Annotated in this window: 13 protein-coding genes; 3 read left to right on the plus strand and 10 right to left on the minus strand. The window is 38.2% G+C overall.

What is annotated here, in order from left to right:
• Positions 1-4,212 (minus strand): choice-of-anchor L domain-containing protein (locus ABS768_RS12195; protein WP_408075239.1); only part of this gene is annotated, 4,212 nt, incomplete at its 3' end.
• Between the two features lie 284 nt (positions 4,213-4,496).
• Between ABS768_RS12195 and ABS768_RS12200 the strand changes: the two genes are divergently transcribed.
• Positions 4,497-5,396, plus strand: a complete 900-nt coding sequence (locus ABS768_RS12200; RefSeq protein ID WP_408075240.1) for a NifU family protein — start codon at positions 4,497-4,499, stop codon at positions 5,394-5,396.
• Between the two features lie 34 nt (positions 5,397-5,430).
• Here ABS768_RS12200 and ABS768_RS12205 read toward each other — a convergent pair whose 3' ends face one another.
• Positions 5,431-8,352, minus strand: coding sequence for an AsmA family protein (locus ABS768_RS12205; protein WP_408075241.1), 2,922 nt, complete (start codon positions 8,350-8,352; stop codon positions 5,431-5,433).
• Positions 8,353-8,511: 159 nt separating this feature from the next.
• Between ABS768_RS12205 and ABS768_RS12210 the strand changes: the two genes are divergently transcribed.
• Positions 8,512-10,698: a M3 family metallopeptidase gene (locus ABS768_RS12210; RefSeq protein ID WP_408075242.1), complete on the plus strand. Its 2,187-nt coding sequence runs from the start codon at positions 8,512-8,514 to the stop codon at positions 10,696-10,698.
• Positions 10,699-10,741: 43 nt separating this feature from the next.
• Here ABS768_RS12210 and ABS768_RS12215 read toward each other — a convergent pair whose 3' ends face one another.
• The 5 genes from ABS768_RS12215 to ABS768_RS12235 all read right to left on the minus strand — a co-directional run bounded on the left by ABS768_RS12215 (position 10,742) and on the right by ABS768_RS12235 (position 15,835).
• Positions 10,742-11,662 carry a pseudouridine synthase gene (locus ABS768_RS12215; RefSeq protein WP_408075243.1) on the minus strand — a complete coding sequence of 307 codons (921 nt, stop codon included), beginning with the start codon at positions 11,660-11,662 and terminating at the stop codon, positions 10,742-10,744.
• 25 nt (positions 11,663-11,687) lie between these two features.
• On the minus strand, positions 11,688-12,608 hold the full coding sequence (locus ABS768_RS12220; RefSeq protein WP_408075244.1) for a geranylgeranylglycerol-phosphate geranylgeranyltransferase: 921 nt from the start codon (positions 12,606-12,608) through the stop codon (positions 11,688-11,690).
• Between the two features lie 58 nt (positions 12,609-12,666).
• Positions 12,667-13,194, minus strand: coding sequence for a hypothetical protein (locus tag ABS768_RS12225; protein WP_408075245.1), 528 nt, complete (start codon positions 13,192-13,194; stop codon positions 12,667-12,669).
• Positions 13,195-13,753: 559 nt separating this feature from the next.
• On the minus strand, positions 13,754-14,692 hold the full coding sequence (locus ABS768_RS12230; RefSeq protein WP_035135972.1) for a mevalonate kinase family protein: 939 nt from the start codon (positions 14,690-14,692) through the stop codon (positions 13,754-13,756).
• Positions 14,693-14,749: 57 nt separating this feature from the next.
• Positions 14,750-15,835: a diphosphomevalonate/mevalonate 3,5-bisphosphate decarboxylase family protein gene (locus ABS768_RS12235; RefSeq protein ID WP_408075246.1), complete on the minus strand. Its 1,086-nt coding sequence runs from the start codon at positions 15,833-15,835 to the stop codon at positions 14,750-14,752.
• A gap of 87 nt (positions 15,836-15,922) precedes the next feature.
• On the opposite strand from ABS768_RS12235, the gene ABS768_RS12240 reads away from it, so the two are divergent.
• Entirely contained in the window at positions 15,923-16,399 is a 477-nt protein-coding gene (locus ABS768_RS12240) for a TspO/MBR family protein (protein ID WP_408075247.1), read from the plus strand.
• Between the two features lie 131 nt (positions 16,400-16,530).
• Here ABS768_RS12240 and ABS768_RS12245 read toward each other — a convergent pair whose 3' ends face one another.
• The 3 genes from ABS768_RS12245 to ABS768_RS12255 form a co-directional block, all read right to left on the minus strand.
• On the minus strand, positions 16,531-18,003 hold the full coding sequence (locus ABS768_RS12245; protein WP_408075248.1) for a nicotinate phosphoribosyltransferase: 1,473 nt from the start codon (positions 18,001-18,003) through the stop codon (positions 16,531-16,533).
• A complete protein-coding gene (gene prs / locus ABS768_RS12250; RefSeq protein WP_408075249.1) occupies positions 18,000-18,827 on the minus strand; it encodes a ribose-phosphate diphosphokinase in 828 nt (275 codons plus the stop codon). The genes ABS768_RS12245 and prs overlap by 4 nt, the downstream gene beginning before the upstream one ends.
• 65 nt (positions 18,828-18,892) lie before the next feature.
• The gene (locus tag ABS768_RS12255; protein WP_408075250.1) at positions 18,893-19,576 is read right to left on the minus strand and encodes an NUDIX hydrolase; all 684 of its coding nucleotides are present in this window, start codon (positions 19,574-19,576) and stop codon (positions 18,893-18,895) included.
• Positions 19,577-19,713 lie beyond the last annotated feature (137 nt).

The raw sequence follows: 19,713 nt of genomic DNA on the forward strand, positions 1-19,713 counted from the left end.
AGTTAAATCAAACTCCTCAATACCATCATTGGCATCAGGGTCCGTCTGGTCACACTGAACGTAGTTCGTGATTGGGGAAGGGATGCTTGGGAGCGGGAATATTACCACCTCAAAACTATCCTCATTATCACAAGTATATGGAGCTGTACCTGAAACAGCATATACATATACTGTTTGAGAAACAGTCACAGCATCTCCGGCATTAAGCTGCGTTCCTGTTCCGGAAGGACCGGTAAAATATGAACCGGTAGTTAAAGCCGGTAAAATATACCCGTCATTAACACATGCCTCGTATGGACCTGTAGGAAGAACTACTTCCGGTTGAGGATTAACAATAAGTTCTAAAGGAGCTACATTATAAGCCTCTGGAATTACTGTATTCTGCACTCTTATATATACAATCTCATTTGTACCTGAATAGTTTACAGTATCTGCAATTTCAGTTCCGGCTACAGCAGCCTCAGCATCGGCCTCACTATTATAATACGTTATTACATAGTTTTCAGGAGACGAAAGGTTTGCTGTAATCTGGTCTTCATATTCAGTAAGATCAAATATTTCAACATTGTCATAAGGTTGTGGCTCACAAACCGCAATAGGGTCAAGAGGATCAATTGGCACCTCACAGTCAATAACCTCTAACTGGAATTCTCTTAAAGTATAACAGTTATTAGCCGGCGACTGTACCGTTACATAAATAGTCTGACCATTAGTACCCTCATAAGTTGAAGGATTAAATATAGAGTTATTGTTATCTATATCTTCAAGTGATTCAAAATAATAGATATAATAGAATTGTAATAATGGATAACCATCACCCATTACATCATTATTTTGAGTAAGATCAAATGTTTGTGTAGGAGCATTAATGTCTCCACATTGTACTAAATCAATAGGGTCGTTCATCTCAACCTCCGGTTGGAATTCAATTCTTACTGAATCTTCAAGCTGACAGTCAGGACTTGATACAAATGAAGCCAATACGGTATAAACACCCGGTTCTGTAACAAGATAAGTATCTGTATCTATAGGATCACCATCTTCATCAAGAATCAGTTCACCATCTTTTTGCCACTGATAAAGGAAGTCAGCATCTGAAGCAACAGAAAGTTCAACAGTTTCTGTTGGACATAAAGCACCACCGTTTGCAATAGTTAAATCATCCGGAAGTACAGGCTGACCAATATTAAAACTCCCCGCCTCAAGGAATACTGCCGAATCCAGAGCGTGGTCATTTCTATCGGCAATAACTAACTTAATATGGTAAACGTTACCCGGTACCACATCTGATTCTGCTGTTAATACTACTGTTTGACCATTAAAGTCAATCGCAGCACTAGCGTTACCCGGAGCATTACCGTTATATTGCCCAAAAGAATCTACATTTTCTGAACTACATCCTGTGTTATACTGACTATCCCTAATAGATACTACAGATACAGGAGTTGTTGTACCCGGTATAAGCGCAAGGTTTGTTACAGGCCCGCTTGTAGTAACATCATTTAAGAAGAAAGCAAAAGCATCTGAGAAACTACACTGATAAGTACCATACTCTTCTGAAGCGAAAAGGAAGTTAAAACTCATATGGTCTGATATCGGTGTAAAATCAAATTCTATAATAGTAGCATCATTATAACTATTCACATTAAATCCAAGCCCCTGCATATAGGTTAAAAGCTGACCGTCACCAGTCCAACTTCCTCCGGAAAGTGTACCATCACCAGGAGGGGTATTAGTATTAGGCCCTCCGGCCTGCATTGCATTCCCTGACTGAAGAATAAGACCTGACTGAATAGGGAAACTTGAGTTATTGGCTTCAAAATAGCCTATACCATTATCTGTTTGTCCAAAGTTTGGTCCGGAACTCCATGTGATATTTTCAATACCTACACAATCCACACCAATTAATATGTCTTTTACCAGCTCTGGCACCGTATATTTGCTTTGTGACACCGTAAGGAAGTTTGAAGAAGGTTGATCTATATCTATACATGTTGGACAAACAGGAACAGGATCTGGAGTATCACTGGTTACAGAAACCTCATTTTCAAGTGGTCCTACCGTTAAGTGATAATTTTCCGGTATATCGACAATAACTTCATAGACAACAGACTCACCTGCCGCAAGAACAGGGATAGTATTATTAAGGTTACCTGTGCCACTCGTACCATTCCCCGTCCAGGACATAATAGAAACCTGATATGGTTTTTGGTCATATACTACGACATTAACCGCATCACTAGGACCAGGATTGGTTACCGTTATGGTATAAATAGTCTGTGTTTCTGAAACATAAGTAGTCTGTCCGTTTGTTTTAACAGCCATAAGGTTTGCTAATGGATTTGGCGTAGCTGTATGGATACAGTCAGGACATGCAGGATTCGGATCCGGAGTGTCGCTGGTTACCACCACTTCATTAACAATATCTGCCGTTTGATCGAAATTGCTAGGAACAGGCATTATCAACTGATAAGTAACTACATCACCAACAGCTAATGTTGCTATAACATCTGAAAGGTTTCCTGTACCACTGGCACCGTTACTTCCTGTCCAGGTAACCGTAGTAGGATCTATACCTGCCGGAATAACATCAGAAACGTTTATATTTTGGGCTTCTGTAGGCCCCATATTTTCTACTGTAATAGTATAAACAGCATCTAAACCTGCAGTATAGGAGGTTCCTGAAGCAAGTGTTTTAGTAACTACTAAATCTGCTAAAGGAGCATCGCTATCTGTATCAACACACGCATCACATGACGGATCCGGATCAGGAGTATCGCTAGTCACAGTTGTTTCACTGGTAAGCAAACCTGTATAACCCGCAGGAACATCTAGTGTTATTGTATAAGTTACTGTCTCACCTGCTGCCAGAGAAGCAATTGTATCGGCTAAATCAGAATTAGTACCTGATGTACCGTTATCTCCCGTCCATGAGAAGTTTGTTATTCCTGCCGGAATAGCATTGTTAACCTGAACGTTTGCTGCAGCCGTAGGACCATTATTGGTTACGGTTACCGTATAAACAGAAGAAGAGCCCGGAGTATACATCTCCTGCCCGTTTGTATTCACTACTACTATATCGGCAGAAGCCGTTTCGTAATCTGTATCCGAACATAGCGGACAAGTACCGTCTGTATCAGGACTCGTTGTTGTAGCAATTGTATTAACTGTGAAATCACCTGTAAATGCCGCCGGCACATCTACTGTTACCGTATAAGTAACCGTATCTCCAGCTGTAAGTGTTCCAATAGAATCAGTCAAATCGGCTATAGTACCAGACGAGCCATTGTCACCAACCCAAGCCACAGTTGTTACTGTGGCAGGCACAACAAAAGCAACCTCAACATTATCTGCATCTACAGTACCGTTATTAGAAACTGTAATTGTATAAACAGAAGGGGTACCCGCAGTATATACATCCTGTCCGTCGGTATTAACTACTACGATATCAGCACCTGTATCAGGATAATCTATATCTGTACACTGCTCACATGTAGGTGTAGGATCGTCTACACCACTATAAGTAAATGTGCTTGCAATAGGATCTATAAAACCTGCAGGAACATCAAGCGTTATAGTATAAGTCACTGTTGAACCTACCGGAAGTGAAGCTATAGTATCATTCAGGTTAACATTTGTACCCGAAGAACCGTTGTCCCCAACCCACGAAAAGCCGGTAATACCGGCAGGGATAAGGTTTTCCACTTCTACATTGACCGCATCTTCAGGACCGTTGTTTGTTACTGTTACCGTATATACCGATTGTGTACCGGCAGTGTAATTGGTTTGCCCGTCGGTATTTACAACCTCGATATCCGAATGGGAATCGTAAGTAACCTGAATATCTTCAAGCTCATCTGTAAATTCACTTGGGAACTTAATATTAATAGTATAACTAACAGTTTGGTTAACCCCTAATGTAAGGATTGTACTGTCCAGGTCAACATTTGTACCAGATGTACCGTTACTTCCTGTCCACCAAAATCTGATATACCCGTTAGGTATAGGCATAAGCCCGGGAGGAATGGCATAGTACACATGTACATTTGAAGCCGGATCAGGACCATTATTGGTTATCGTTACCGTAAACGTTAGCGTTTCACCCTCTGTATATTCATTAGTAGGGTTCGTACTGTAAACGACTATATCCGACTGTGCATAGGTCGTTAATGTTGCTAAGAACAAAAACGCGGTTAGTAGTAGTCTAATCATATAGCAAATTTTATGAATGATTCAATAGTATTAATACAAATAAAACACATTAAAAAAGTGTTAGGAAAATAAAAAATCAAATATACTTATTCAATAAAAACTTAACGGTTAAATTTTGAAAAATCACAAAATTCATGAAAATTTCAACAAATATTAACTTAAAACTTCTATAAAACAAGTACAATGCTGCTTTTAATGTAACAGGCTTACTTATTTTTACCCTACCATCTTCATTTTCTTTTTTGTAATTGTTTGTACCTTTGCAACCTAAACTTCTGACAAACATGGAAAAAATAACTATAAAACCCACACAAAATGCTGCAATTCTAAAATTTGAGTTCAGTGATTTTATCGCAAAAAGCGGCAACTTTGAATACAAGAATATCGATGAGACAGCAACGTCTCCACTGGCAAAACAATTGTTTTTCCTTCCGTTCGTAAAAACAATTTACATATCGGGAAATTTTATTGCCATAGAAAAATATTCAATAGTTGAGTGGGAAGATGTACAGGACGACGTAGCGTCACAAATTGAGGAATTTGTAAACAACGGCGGAGAAATCGTTAAAGAGAGTACCGAAGTACAAAAGAAAGTACCTTCTACAGTATATGTGGAGAGCACACCAAACCCGGCAGTTTTAAAATTCGTATCGAACAAAAGACTTACCAAAACTCCTGCAGAATTCAAAAACATAGATCAAACACTTGCATCACCATTAGCAAAAGAACTATTCAAGTTTCCTTTTGTTAAGGAGGTATTTATTGACGAGAACTATATATCTGTAACTAAGTATGCTGTTACCGAATGGGATGAAATTACAGCAGAGATTCGTTCTTTCATAAAAGTATTTATTGAAGAAGGCAAAACGGTTATCGACGAGTCTTTAATTCAAAAAACTCCGCAAAGTGAAAAACAGCAGGAAGCTTATTTTGATTCGCTTGATGTAACTTCACAACGCATTATCAATATACTGGAAGAATATGTAAAACCTGCAGTAGCCGGAGACGGTGGCAATATTGCTTTTGATTCTTATGACGAAAAAGAAAAACGTGTTAAGGTAATATTACAGGGTGCCTGCAGCGGATGCCCTTCATCAACCTTTACCCTTAAGAGTGGTATTGAGAACATGCTGAAGGACATGCTTAACGACCATGATATTAAAGTTGAAGCACTAAACGCTTAATAAAAAATCCCGGATGTTCCGGGATTTTTTGTTTTTACTCCTTATCTATACCTACCGACTTATCAGTGTCAGGTACGTTTTCTTCTTTATTATTTTCAGGTTGCTCAGCATCGGGTGATAGCTGTTGTTCTCCGTTTGGCGGAGCTACTTCTCCTCCCCTGCCTTCTCCTCCCCTGCCTTCTTCTGCCTCAACCTGATTCATTATCTCATTATATTTGGATTCGGGGATCTCCTCTCCTGTTTTACTGAATATTTTTATTTTAGGATTATCCTGAGAACCTGTTACCACAACAGGTACACCTATGATACCCAACGGAGGCAGCCCTAAACGTATTTTAAGGTTAAGCGCCCCCTTTAAACTGGTGCGCCCCTCTATTTTTGGACGGAAGCCCGACACCTTAAACTTAAACGGCTCTATGGTTATAATGCTGTTTTTTAAAGCCGACTTAATTTCTATATCCTCAAGATTGGGATCGTTTAACCCGTCGCTACCAGTTTTTGAACCCAACACGTTAAACAGTTTATAACCCGATAACTGTACATTGCGAACCCAAACGGTACCACCACCTTTTAGTGATTCGTAAATAGGACTCATGTTAGCATCAAAGTCCCCTTCCACTTTATAATCGGCAGATATTATACCTTCTGCATTCTCGGCCGACGAAGCCAGTTCCCTGAAAAGAGGCACTTCGTTATAGGCCTTTTTCACATCAAAGTCTTTTGCTTTTAAATGTAATTTGAAACTCCCTGTGACCGGAGACTCATCATCATATTCGGCATCTACGTTTACCCTGCACCCTATTATGGAGAAGGCTCCGTTTTGTATAAAAAACTTTCCGTTGTTTACTGCGACTCTTCCTTTAAGGTCGTTAAGCACCAAACCGGTATATTCTACCTTTTTAGCATTCGCAACAAGCACAATATCTAAATTTAAAGGTAACACTACAACTCCCGATGGTTGTGCTCCCCCTTGCTGCTTTATATTATTTATTTCAGCAGATTGTTCTTTATTCTCCCCTTCCTGTAATGCCATAAACTCATCTATATTAATAAGAGAGGAGTTTGCAGTAAAATCACCTTTCACCATCACATTCGTTTCAAAAAAGTAATTCATTACGTTTAGCAGATATCCTTTAATGGCAAAATCAGACTTACCATAGGTGGCTGTAAAAGAATCAAACCACATTTTTTCATTATCAAAAGTAAATTTCCCACCATTAATATAAAATGCTTTTGGAAAAGAAGCCGATGTAGCCTTAATATCCCTAAGCTCCAGTGTGCCTTTATTATCCAGCTTATTATACTGCCCGTTCACAGCATAGCTTTGCTTTCCTTTTAGGGAAAGGTCGGCTTTTGCATACCCCTGTATATCTAAATCTTTGGTGGCAAACACCTTATATATTTTGGCAAGATCTAATTCTCCTTTTGCCTTAACATCATAAGCCACATCATTAAAGTTAGAGAGTATAGCGTTTATATATATAGGATTCTCTTCAAAAATGAAAGAAGCCGGGGTAACTGCAATTTTTAAGTCTTCAAAAGTACCTGCTTCATTTTGTACCGATGCTATAAACTTTATATCTGTAATCGGGTTGGGATAATAGGCTGTTTTAATATGCCCGCCTTCCAGGCTAAAACCTCCTTGGGTTTTAGGAAACAGTTTTTTCTCCTGATTGTAAACTCCCTTCGCCTTTACATCGGCCTTTATAACACCTGCCATATCAAACCCTGTAAATCCTAATGCATTTTGCAGTGTTTTCAAATCTACCGCACCTTTTACATTTGCCTTAAGGGTCATATCAGGAAAGTTTTTAGAAGTCACATCGGCATGAAAATAATCCTGACCCACTTTAAAATCAAGTGTCCTGAGTTTTAAATCAAGCTGCCTGAAATCAAGCGACGGCACAAGTGCACTAACATCAAGTGTGAAATCAGAGAAAGGATAAGGTGAGTCCTCATAATGCACAAAACCATCTCTAACTTTCAGGTTAAACCCCATATCAGGCTGCCGGTTTCTTGAAGCATCATACCTACCTTTAAAAACAAACTGAAAATCACTCCGCCCTTTAATTTTTGATTTTTCCCTAAGGTAATTATACTGCGGAGGCAATAATGACAACAGCTCATTAAACCTGTGATTGGCAGAAACGGCATTAATATCTATATCATAACCCTGTTTAAGTATGGTAAAAAAGCCTGTAAACTCAAGTGGAAAACGGTTAATGCGTAACTCGTTTTTCTCTAAAACAAACGAAAGGGAATTGGTATTGATACGTGTAATCAAATTGGCCCTTAACCTTTTTCGTTCCAAATAAGGAATCCCGTCATAATAAAAATCGAGCGAATCAATACGGGCATCGGTACTCAGATCAAAAACATCCTCACTCAAATTACCTTTGCCTATATAGTTAAAACCGAAAGCCTCGGTTAGTATTTTAGCCGACTTATCATTATATTTAATATGACAGTTATGAAAGTCTACCCTTTCCAGTCTTAAAGACGTATTGGAATCTATGGTATCGGGTGTTTTTTCGGGAGCAACATAAACATTATAATTAGCCTCTCCCCGTTCGTTTACCATCACATTGATAAAGGCGTCCGAAACATATATCTCATCAATCTTGATTTCACGATCAAACAACAGTCTTTTTAAATTGATTCCGAAAGAAACCTTATCGGCCTGTAAAAGTGTATCGCCCTTATAAGGAGCCGAACCTTTTAGTATAAAATCGTCAAGCGATACGGTTAGGGATGGAAAGTGGGTAAAAAAAGAAAATTTAGACTCGGTAAAATCAAGTTCGCCGTCCAGGCTGCTATTAGCAAAGTTCTTTACCTGTTGCGCCACAGTGCCCGGAAAAACAAGCGGAATTAAATACAGCATTAGCAGTACAAAAGCTATTATACCTCCCAGCCACTTTAATGTTACCGTAATTATTTTTTTAACAGGCTTTTTCATACCCTATTTTTTTCTACTCCTAAATAAAGTTATATAATTTACTGATATGAAGAGAGTTTGTTAGATTTAATTTGTAAAAATTTAACTTGGCATTAATAATTGTTGCTTGGTAAGCCAAATTAAAATAACTTTACTTTCTGTCTAGAAAAGCATTCATTCATGAATAGGAAATCACTTTTATTTTTAAGCATAACCACCAGTATACTTATGTCATGCCAAAGAGAGAACAAAGCGGAAACCATTGGAGAAAACAATCCGCTTCTTGCCGTATATGAGACACCATATGAAGTTCCACCGTTTGACCTTATAGAAAACAGGCATTTTAAGCCTGCCGTTATGGAGGCCATTGCATTGCAGCAAAACGAAATTGAGGCTATTGCCAATAACAGTTCCAAAGCCAACTTTAGCAATACAATTGAAGCGCTTGAAAATTCTGGAAACCTTTTAAGAAGGGTTACCACTGTTTTTTATAACCTGAGTTCGGCAAACACTAACGATACTATACAGGCACTGGCTCAGGAAATTGCTCCCGAGCTGGCTAAAAACAATGATAACATATACCTTAACGAAAAGCTGTTCCAAAGGATACAAACCGTATGGGATACCCAGTTAGAACTGAAACTTAACGGGGAACAAACCAAACTGCTTGAAACCAAATACAAGGCTTTTATAAGGAATGGTGCAGCCTTAAATCAAAGCGATAAGGAAAGACTTAGAAAAATAAACGAAGAGCTATCGGTGCTATCGTTAAAATTTGGTGATAATGTACTGGCAGAAAACAATTCGTACGAACTTGTTGTTGAGCACAAAAAAGAGCTTGCCGGATTACCGGAAGAGTTAATAATTGCCGCAGCCGAAGAAGCCGAAGCAAGAGATAAAAAAGGGAAATGGGTGTTTACGCTTCATAACTCAAGTGTAATGCCGTTCCTTCAGTATGCAGAGAACAGGGAACTGAGAAAAAAAATATGGAATACCTACCAGCGTCGCGGTGATAATGGTGACAAATACGACAACAGGAGTAATGTGGTACAACTGGTAAACCTGAGAATGGAAAAAGCTAAACTGTTAGGCCACAAAAGCCATGCAGATTACATTCTTGAGGAAAGGATGGCCAAAACACCTGAAAACGTATACAAACTACTGGACCAGATATGGGAACCTGCTCTTAAAAAGGCAAAAGAAGAGGAAGCTGACATTAAAAAAATGATGGTTGCCGACGGTATTAAAGACAATGTTCAACCTTATGACTGGAGGTATTATACCGAGAAGATAAGAAAACAACGTTATGACCTGGACGAACAGGAACTGAAACCTTACTTTAGCCTAGAAAACGTTAGGGAAGGCATTTTTATGGTAGCCAAAAACTTATACGGACTGGAGTTTAAACAACTTACAAACGTACCTGTTTACCATAAGGATGTTACTGCATGGGAAGTGATTGATAACATGGGCAACCATATAGGGGTATTATACATGGATTTTTTCCCGAGGAGCTCTAAAAGAGGGGGTGCATGGATGACATCATACAGAAAGGAAAAAATGGAGGGAGGCACTCGTGTTGCTCCTATAATATCTATAGTATGTAACTTCTCTAAGCCGGTAGGCAACAACCCTGCCCTGCTTACTTTTGACGAGACTACCACATTTTTCCATGAGTTTGGACACGCATTGCACGGATTACTTTCTAATGTGACTTACGAAAGCCTATCGGGAACCAGTGTATATACTGATTTTGTAGAACTGCCTTCACAGATTATGGAAAACTGGGCTGCCGAACCGGAAGTATTAAAAATGTATGCCAAGCATTACAAAACCGGTGAAGTGATTCCTGATGAGCTTATAGAAAAACTACAGCAGGCTGCAACATTCGATCAGGGATTTGCTACATTGGAATACCTGGCAGCCTCTTACCTGGATATGGATTACCACTCTCTTACCGAACCATTAAACCAAAATGTGGTACCGTTTGAAGAGGAATCAATGAAAAAGATAGGATTACCTAATGCTATAATACCGCGCTACAGAAGTACCTACTTCAATCATATTTTTAGCGGTGGATATTCCGCTGGGTATTACAGTTATATATGGTCGGGCGTATTGGATACCGATGCGTTTGAAGCCTTTAAGAACACTTCATTGTTTGATGAAAAAACCGCAAGGTCATTCAAGATGAACATACTTGAAAGAGGTGGTACTGCCGACCCAATGATACTGTACAAACAGTTTAGGGGCGCAGAACCTTCTATAGAACCACTACTTAGAAAACGCGGACTGGACGGTAACAAACAACCTGCTAAAAAAGCAGTGTTTAATGTAAAGCCCGAAGATGATTTGAATGAGTTTTAAGATGAATTATCATAAAAAATCCCCTGCGATGCAGGGGATTTTTTTATTTTATATTCTTAAGGTTTATGATTTCCTGTTCTGTAAGGAATCTCCAAATACCCCTTGGTAAATTCTTTTTGGTTAATCCGGCATAAGAAACACGGTCTACTTTTAGCACATCATAATTAAAGCTCTCAAAAATAGCTCTAACTACCTTCACATTTTGTGTTCTTAGTTTTATTCCTATTTCTGTTTTCGGCTGATTTTCAATGTAGCTTATTTCGTCTATCATAAGCCTGTGATTATCTAAAGTAACACCACCTGCTATCTTTTCAAAATCTTCAAACTTAAGGTTACGGTCTAACGACACCTGATAGATTTTGAATGACTTTTGGTTAGGCAGGCTAAACTTACGAATCATATCAGTATCATTCGTAAATATAAGCAGTCCGGTAGTATTCCTGTCCATTCTGCCTACCGGTTGTATATTGGCTTTTGTAGCCATACGAACCAGCTCCATAACATTACGCATATCCTTACCCTCATCTCCCGATGTGGCAAAGTTTTTAGGTTTATTAAGCAGTATGTATTCTTTTTTCTCCGGTGTAATAGTCGTCCCGTCAAACTCAACTTTATCGTTAAGTTTTACTTTGTAACCCATTTCGGTGATTACCTGACCATTCACTTTTACATTACCCGAGCTGATGTATAAATCGGCATCCCTGCGCGAACACATCCCTGAGTTTGCAATATATTTATTTAAACGAAGCTCATCTGAAGGCTTTGTAGCCTTAGGTGTAGCTGGTGTTTTCTTCTCAAATTTATCGTAAGGCTTACTGCCGTATGGTTTTTTATTGCCAAAGCCCGGCTTATCAAATGATGGTTTTCCGCTATTGCTTCCCGAACGTGAATTATTACCGCCCGTTTTCTTCCTGTCATTACCTCCCTTACCGGATGCGTTGCCTCTCCTGTTATTGTTATTCATCTGATTATTTTTTGCAAAGATAGAATTAAATCATTGATAAAAGCTTCCTACCGTGAACTAAAACAGAAGGATCTATAAGCACGATACAGAAAACCCCGGAAACAATGAGGAATTTAAGTACGTTATGCAACAGCAAATAGTCTTCATGCGTTTGGGATTTCCACAGCTTTAAAAGGAAATAAACGATAAAAATCATCCCACCGTAAAAGTATAGATCCATATACCCCACATCATACACCTCTATTAAAAGAAATACGGGAATAACGGTTAAAAACGTAAGCCCCATAATAATGTACTTAGCCGTTTTTTCTCCATATAAAACAGGAATTGTTTTATAATCGGCAACCAAATCCCCTTTTATATTTTCAAGGTCTTTAATTATTTCACGAATAAGTATAAGCAGGTATAAAAAGGAAGCATGGGCAAAAATTACCTGATAAAAATTCTTGAAGTACATTAGTATCCCAAAAAAGGGAAGTACCGCAAGTAATGCTGCCGTTAAGTTTCCTATTACGGCATACTTTTTAAGCTTATGTGAATAAAACCATATCAGGAAAATATAAGCCGAGAAAAAGAAAGCCGCACGCCATGATACTACAAAGGCAATAAGGGTTGCCAGTATATTAAGGGTAAAGTAAACTTTTAGTTTTGTTTGCTGGCTTACCAACCTGTCCAGCATTGATTTTTTAGGACGGTTTATAAGGTCCTTTTGGGCATCATAAAAGTTATTGATAATATAGCCCGATGCTATAGTTAGCGTGGAAGCCAATACTATAAGGAATAGGTTTAAATCCAGTATAACATCAAGGGCACGCTCATTAGGTGCCAATATAAATATAGCCGACAGGTATTGTGCCAGTGCTATTACAGGTATATTATAACCACGCACCACAGAAAACAAGCTGAGAATTTTCATTACTGTTAAGCGGGATTTTCTTGAAGCCATATTTTTAACTAACTAATACAACGTATACGGTATAAGAATAACCGAATTTAACCTTTAATTAAGTATCACAATATAAGTAAATTGCTACAGAAACAGGTGTTAAACTAAGTAACTTTTTTATAAGATTATTGGAGTGATAGGCTTCTAAAAAAGACTTCTTTTCTTCTTCAAAACTATCATTTTCAACATAATATGTCAGTTTTTTAATCTCTTCTGTAAATCCATCATCAATAGCCTCATCTAACACATATTCCAGTTCACAGCGCAAATCGTACCTTTCAATTGAAAAATCACCATCATATATCGGATTAAAATACATATATCTGTTCATTGAAACTACGCAATGATTATGTAAAGAACCGCCTGTATACTTATATGTATACATTACCAAATCGTCTACCTTAGCGATATTCTCTCCAAAAAAATGTCTTGTTTCATACTCTACAAAATTTTCGAGAAAGGCATTTAAATAATCTGTCAGGTCCAAAAGTTCTTTTTCCTTAACCAAACTAATCAACCTTTCTTTAAGATCATACTTCATTTCAGGAAGCATCTTATTCACAATAAGTCTACCCCTTTTCGTCATGATATATGTTTTTTTTAGTATTAAGATATTTAGTTATACGCACTACACACAGTATCAATAAAACAAAAACCAATATACTTATAACAAGGTCTGTCAAAATATCTGACGGGTACAACATCCAGAAAGAGTAGAGAGAATCACGGTTGAAAGTAACAATAGACAACAGTAACCTTTGTGACGGCAATACTAATAAAAATGTTGAAAATATTATAAGCGAGCTCTTTTTTGAATATATCGGTTTTAGCCAAAGCAACTGACTTAAAGAAAAATACATAAAAATTGAGAACCAGTATGAAAACCAATAAGGACCGGATATATATTCCCCAAAAACTTTTTTCACATACATCACATTGATATCAAAATGAAAAATGAAAAACAACATATAGGCAATTCCTGTTAACCTTAAAAACTTTACCGAAGTTAAAACAAAATATTCCCTAAACATCTTTGCACTTAAGTCATTTATTTTAAGCAGTAAATATACCGGTATAACTAAGGGAAACGCTATAAAAACGGATTTAAAAAAAGAATTGGTTAGCCAATTGAAATAATCCACAGTTTAAAACTGATAAACCACTTCCAGCTTGTGCCCTTTTAGTGATTCTTTAGCCTTATCAATGTTTTCGGTAAAACCAAGTATGTAGCCTCCGCCGCCTGATCCGCAAAGTTTCAGGTAGTAGTCGTTTGATTCGATACCTTTTTGCCATAACTCGTGGAATCCTTCAGGAATCATAGGCTTAAAGTTATTGAATACCACTTTGGAAAGCTCTTTAGTATTGTTGATAAGCGATTTTACATCACCATGTAAGAAGTTTTCAATACAGGCATCAGTATATTTAAGGAACTGTGTTTTGATCATATTACGGAAACCTTTATCCTTTAGGCTCTCCATAAAAATCTGCACCATTGGTGCGGTTTCCTTAACTATACCCGAATCCAGTAAAAATACCGCTCCCTTACCTTCAAGGTTTTGCATTGGGATACCGGTAGCCTCAACATTATCATGTGAATTGATAAGTATAGGCAGGCTCAGGTAACTGTTTAAAGGATCTAACCCCGAACTTGTACCATGGAAGTATGACTCCATTTTACTGAATATCTTTTTAAGCTGCATTAGCTTTTCACGGGTAAGATTTTCCAGCACCGTGATTTTATCGTTGGCATACTGGTCGTAAATTGCTGCTACTAAAGCACCACTACTCCCTATACCATATCCCTGCGGGATACTTGAGTCAAAATACAGTCCGGCCTCAACATTACGGTTTAGGCTCTCAATATCAAAAGTAACCAGCCCCGGTTCTTCCTGCTGCATTTCTTCAAGATATGCAACAAAGCCCCTAAGCTTCTCATTCGATTTTTTCGCAAGTTCAGTATCGGTATCTGTTAACCTTAGCCCTCCGTTATAAAAGTTATAAGGAATAGCAAGACCTTTGGAGCCCTTGTTGATACCATGTTCCCCAAAAAGAAGTATTTTCGAATAAAATAAAGGTCCTTTCATTAGGATGTATTTTTATTAAAGATAATTAAAAAACCGCAGATTTCCTAAAATATTGTCTTAAGCTATCTGTTGTGCTCCATTACCAATTTCGTCGCAAATGTACTGACTGTTTTGACAATAGGCAACTAATTCATTCTTAATAAATTCCAAAACTTTAACTCTATCGTTTTCAGGATACAGTACATGTACATTAGCACCCGCATCCAGCGTAAAGCATACAGGTATATCAGTTTCATTTCTAAACTCCCATATCCTGTTTATTATTTCGAGCGTATTAGGCTTCATCAGTATAAAATAAGGCATGGATGTCATCATCATACTATGCAGCGTTAACGCCTCACTTTCGGTTATTTTTATAAAAGCATCAAGATCTCCGCTTACTAAAGCATCTTTAAGTTTTGAAAGGTTTTCATGCGCCTGGGCAAAACGCTGCTGTGCAAACGGATGACCGTGCATAAGCTCATGCCCTACGGTGCTCGACACCTGTTTCTCTCCTTTATCTACCAGCAGTATGGTATCCTGATAGTTTTTAAAGTTGTCATGTAATATATACGGGAATTCAATCCCATACAGATTTGTACTTTCGGCAAAATCACTATGCTCACCCCACACTACCACATTACCTTTTACGCTACGACAGGCACTCCCCGAACCCAAACGGGCAAGAAAAGAAGCCTTAGCATAAAAATAAGCATCGTCCATTTGAGGGTTTAACTGTTTTTCCACACTCATAAAATTCATGGCAAGAGCCGCCATACCCGAGGCTGAAGAAGCTATACCCGAGCTGTGAGGAAAAGTATTTTGGGTATCGATTACAAAATGATACTCCTTTAAAAACGGAAGGTACTGCTCTGTTCTTTGCAAAAACTTTTCAATTTTAGGACGGAAGTCGGGCTTTGGCTGACCTTCAAAAAGCAAATCGAAAGAAAAAGAACCGTTATTTTCCTTTTTCTCAAATTTAAGCTTAGTGATAGTTTTACAGTTATTAAGTGTAAAACTTACCGAAGGGTTAGCCGGTATTTGGTTCTCCTTTTTACCCCAGTACTTAACAAGGGCTATGTTACTGGGAGCACTCCACTCAAAACTGCCGTTTTGTACAAAAGAAGTATAGTTTGCAGGAATAAAATCCTTTTCCGATAGCATATCATAAAATTTATGCAAAGATAGCTTTTTATGGAAATATATTTTTTCTGTTTTATTAACTTTGGGTGCGAACCAACCTAAAATACCATGAATCGAATCGGAAAAATTATTCTGCTGGTCTTTCTATGCCTCGCCGTAGGCTATCTGGCATCTATTGTAACCCGCGAAAGTGTTGACACCTGGTACCCCACGCTGGAAAAACCTTCGTTTAATCCGCCCAACTGGCTTTTTATGCCGGTATGGACATTTTTATATGTTATAATGGGAGTTGCAGGAGCCTTAGTATGGGATAAACTGGACGAAAAAGAAGAAATCGTTAAAAAAGGGCTTACCTACTTTTTTATCCAGCTGGCACTTAACATGCTGTGGTCCTATTTGTTTTTCGGGCTTAAAAATCCGTTACTGGCACTTATAGAGATTATACTGTTGTGGCTGTTTATCTATGAGACCATAGCACAGTTTAACAAGGTAAACAAAATAGCTACTTACCTGTTTATACCCTACATGATATGGGTAAGCTTTGCACTTATACTTAACGCCTCTATATGGTGGCTTAATAAATAAAATAAAGGCTGTCTTAAAATCATTAATCACACTGTTATTTTGACGACAGGAAAAACCTCAGGCTTATTGACCTGAGATTCTTCATTTCACTGCGTTACATTCAGAATGACATTTTAAGACAGCCTTTTTTATTATATGGCATCAACAGCGCTTTTTGCTTTTACTCGTTCCCTTATTTCTGCCAGTGTTGTTTCCTTTAGCAATTTCCCATCCCTGAAAACTTCCTTAAGTTCTCCGGTTTTTTCTTCTTCCCTGCTTACCTGATCTTTTAAACTATATTTCCCGTCTTTAAGTTCTATTTTCATAAGACCTTTAGCCGATTTTTTGGTTCCGTCGTCAGTTACAGGATCTTTAAATATTTCCCTGCCTTCTCCGTTTACCTCACCATAGGTTGCTTTCATGGCAAAACCAAAGGTATCCCTTGTATTATATTGATAAGTAAATGACCCAATCCCCAATACTACATTAGTAGATGCAAATCCTTTTTGTTTAAGCCTTTCACAAATTTCGGCAGCCCTTTCCAGCGTAATACTATCCCCATAAATAGCACCTATTTGCGGGATAAGTTCTTTATAACCTTTACTGTTTACAGTGCCTCCAAAAATATCCCAAAGCAGTTCAACCACTCCTTTTCTTTCGGCCTCGGTTGTACCATTAGGATTACCGCATAAAATATCTGCAGGATCACCGCTATCAGGCCTTACAACCACTTTACCTTCCCTGTTATCTATCTTGTTTTTAAGCCTTGGCAGGTAGTCCTGAAGCACTTTCCATAAATCCCAGGTATCAGACACTATAGATACTATTCCCTTAGGATACACCTCACAAATAAGCCTTTTAAAGGTTTCATACTCCCCCTCATTGGTTCCCATGCACATTACAGAATGTTCTGTAGCAGCTACAGACCCGCCTATAAGTTCTTTATCTGAATCGGCATTATAGTATTCCTCAAGGAAATCAATTGCCGGAATGGTATCGGTTCCCGTAAAGCTAAGCAGATGACCCGCAGCCGAAGTTACCGCAGCTTCCACTCCGCCCATACCTCTCATAGAGAAGTCGTGTGCCTGCCAGTTTACCAACTCTTCAAGTGTAGACGTTTCGGCAGCATACCTGTCCAGTATCTTTCTGTACTCTCTTGCTATTGTAGCCGAATTACATGGTAGCCATACCACAGCAGAAAGCAGTGTTTCAAAATAATTGGTTAACCAGAAAAACTCGGGCATAGTATTATACATGGTAAACATAGGTACACGAAGCGGAACAGAAGCCCCTTCGGGCAATGCCTTAAATACCATAGGAATGTAACCCAAATCGTGCAGTGCTTCTATATGGGCAGTACCTACCTGATTTTCCCCAAGGTAATTGTTTATTCTTCTTGCATATTTTTTCACCACCTCTTCTTTTGGTTTTCCAAAAAAGTATTGGTTAAAATCTTCTATGACATATTTTTTTATAAAATACTGTAACCCGAAAAACACCACCTCATCTACTGCCTGTATCCTTGATTTTCTTGGTGTCCAGTTAGAGTATACCATTGTTGTTCCCTGCGGGTACTGTCTTCTGTGGTCTACTTTATAGCCGTCTGTTAATAATAATGGGTTCATAGCGTTAGTTTTATTTGTTCAACATTAGGGTTATCAATATCGGTGAAAGAATCAGTAGTAAATATTTTGGCAAAGGCATCTCCAAACACCTCAAATCCTTTACTGAAAATACCGTGACTCACTGCCAGGTATAGTCTTCCTGCATTCTTATCTTTTAGCGCCTGTGCCAGTCCTGTAAAAGTACCTCCGCCATCACAAATATCATCTACAATAAGGCAGTCGGCTCCGGCAAGATCATCTTCATACACTTTGAATCCTGAAAGCTTGCCTGTTTTCACATCCCTGCTCTTACTGCACTCCACAACCTCAACACCGCCAAGGTATTCAGATAGTTTATACACTTTTTTAAGAGCACCGCCGTCGGGAGAAATTAGTTTTACATCATTACCTATCCTGTTTATTACCTCTTTTATATAAGCATGGTTTGATATCACTTCGCAGTTATTTAAAAGTGCCGGAGTAACATCAGAGTGGGGATCGAAAACCATAACCTTATCAAACTGCATGTTATTGATAATATCGGCATATACTTTTACCGTTAGCGGTTCTCCCGCCACCATTAACCTGTCCTGGCGGGCTGCCGGAAAATAAGGCACTAAAAGGTTAAGTTTACTTACCCCCATTCTTTTAAGAGCATCTGTAGCAACAGCAAGCAGACCTAAGTCGTTAAACGATTTTATGCGCTGCGTGATGTTCACCGTTTGATTAACGTCAAAATCGGGCTCAATTTTAATATGTGGTTCCCCGCCATAAAAGGCAAAAGCCTTAAAGCTTATTTCCTTCCCTGTAAGCGGACTAAAGGTATTGTCTAAATTAAGTATCATATTTGCGTTATTTTTACACAAAGTTATAGAAGTAAAGTTTCCTGACAAAATATTTTGTGTAATTTTTACGCAAATTTTATTTCAAACAGGAAACCTTCTTTTTCAAGAGCTTTGTACTTATGGCTGTTAAAACGGAAAAGACGTGCCGGACGGCCTGTTTTCTTTTCGGCAAACCTATCAGTCTCTTCAACAATATCAAAGCTTAATATTTTTTTCCTGAAGTTGCGCCTGTCTATCTCTTTTTCTAAAATAGTGCAGTACAGGTTCTCTAGGTCTGAGAAAAGAAACTCTTTAGGCAATAAATCAAAACCAACCGGTTTATAGGTAAGTTTTGATTTAAGTCTTTTAAAAGCGGTTTGAAGGATAAGATTATGATCAAAAGCCAAATGCGGTACTTCCTTAACAGGAAACCATTGTACTTTATCGGCATCGGTATCAGCTTTAATGTTGGTTTTGGAAGAATCTATCAAAGCAAAATAAGCAACAGATATTACCCTGTTTCTGGAATCCCTTTTCAAATCATCACCAAAGGTATACAGTTGTTCCATGTAGTTTACCTCAACATTGGTTTCTTCCTTTAGCTCACGGGTTACGGCATCCATAAGCGACTCATTGTCTTTTACGAGTCCGCCCGGTAAGGCCCAATAGGCTTTTTGTCCTGCAAACTTTTGCTGTATAAGTAATACATACAGCGTATTTTGCCGGTACCCAAAAACTACTGCATCTACTGCTACCTTTATATCCTGCATATCTTTATTGTATTATTTACACAAAACTACAAAATATACTACTATATTAAAATCATGTTAAAACAGACGGCTTTAACACCTGCAATACGCAACCCTGTCATACCAAAAACATCTTATTAATAAACTAAAACTCTACA

Origin of the sequence: Flavobacterium rhizophilum (assembly GCF_046000485.1) — a bacterium.
GTDB lineage: Bacteria > Bacteroidota > Bacteroidia > Flavobacteriales > Flavobacteriaceae > Flavobacterium > Flavobacterium rhizophilum.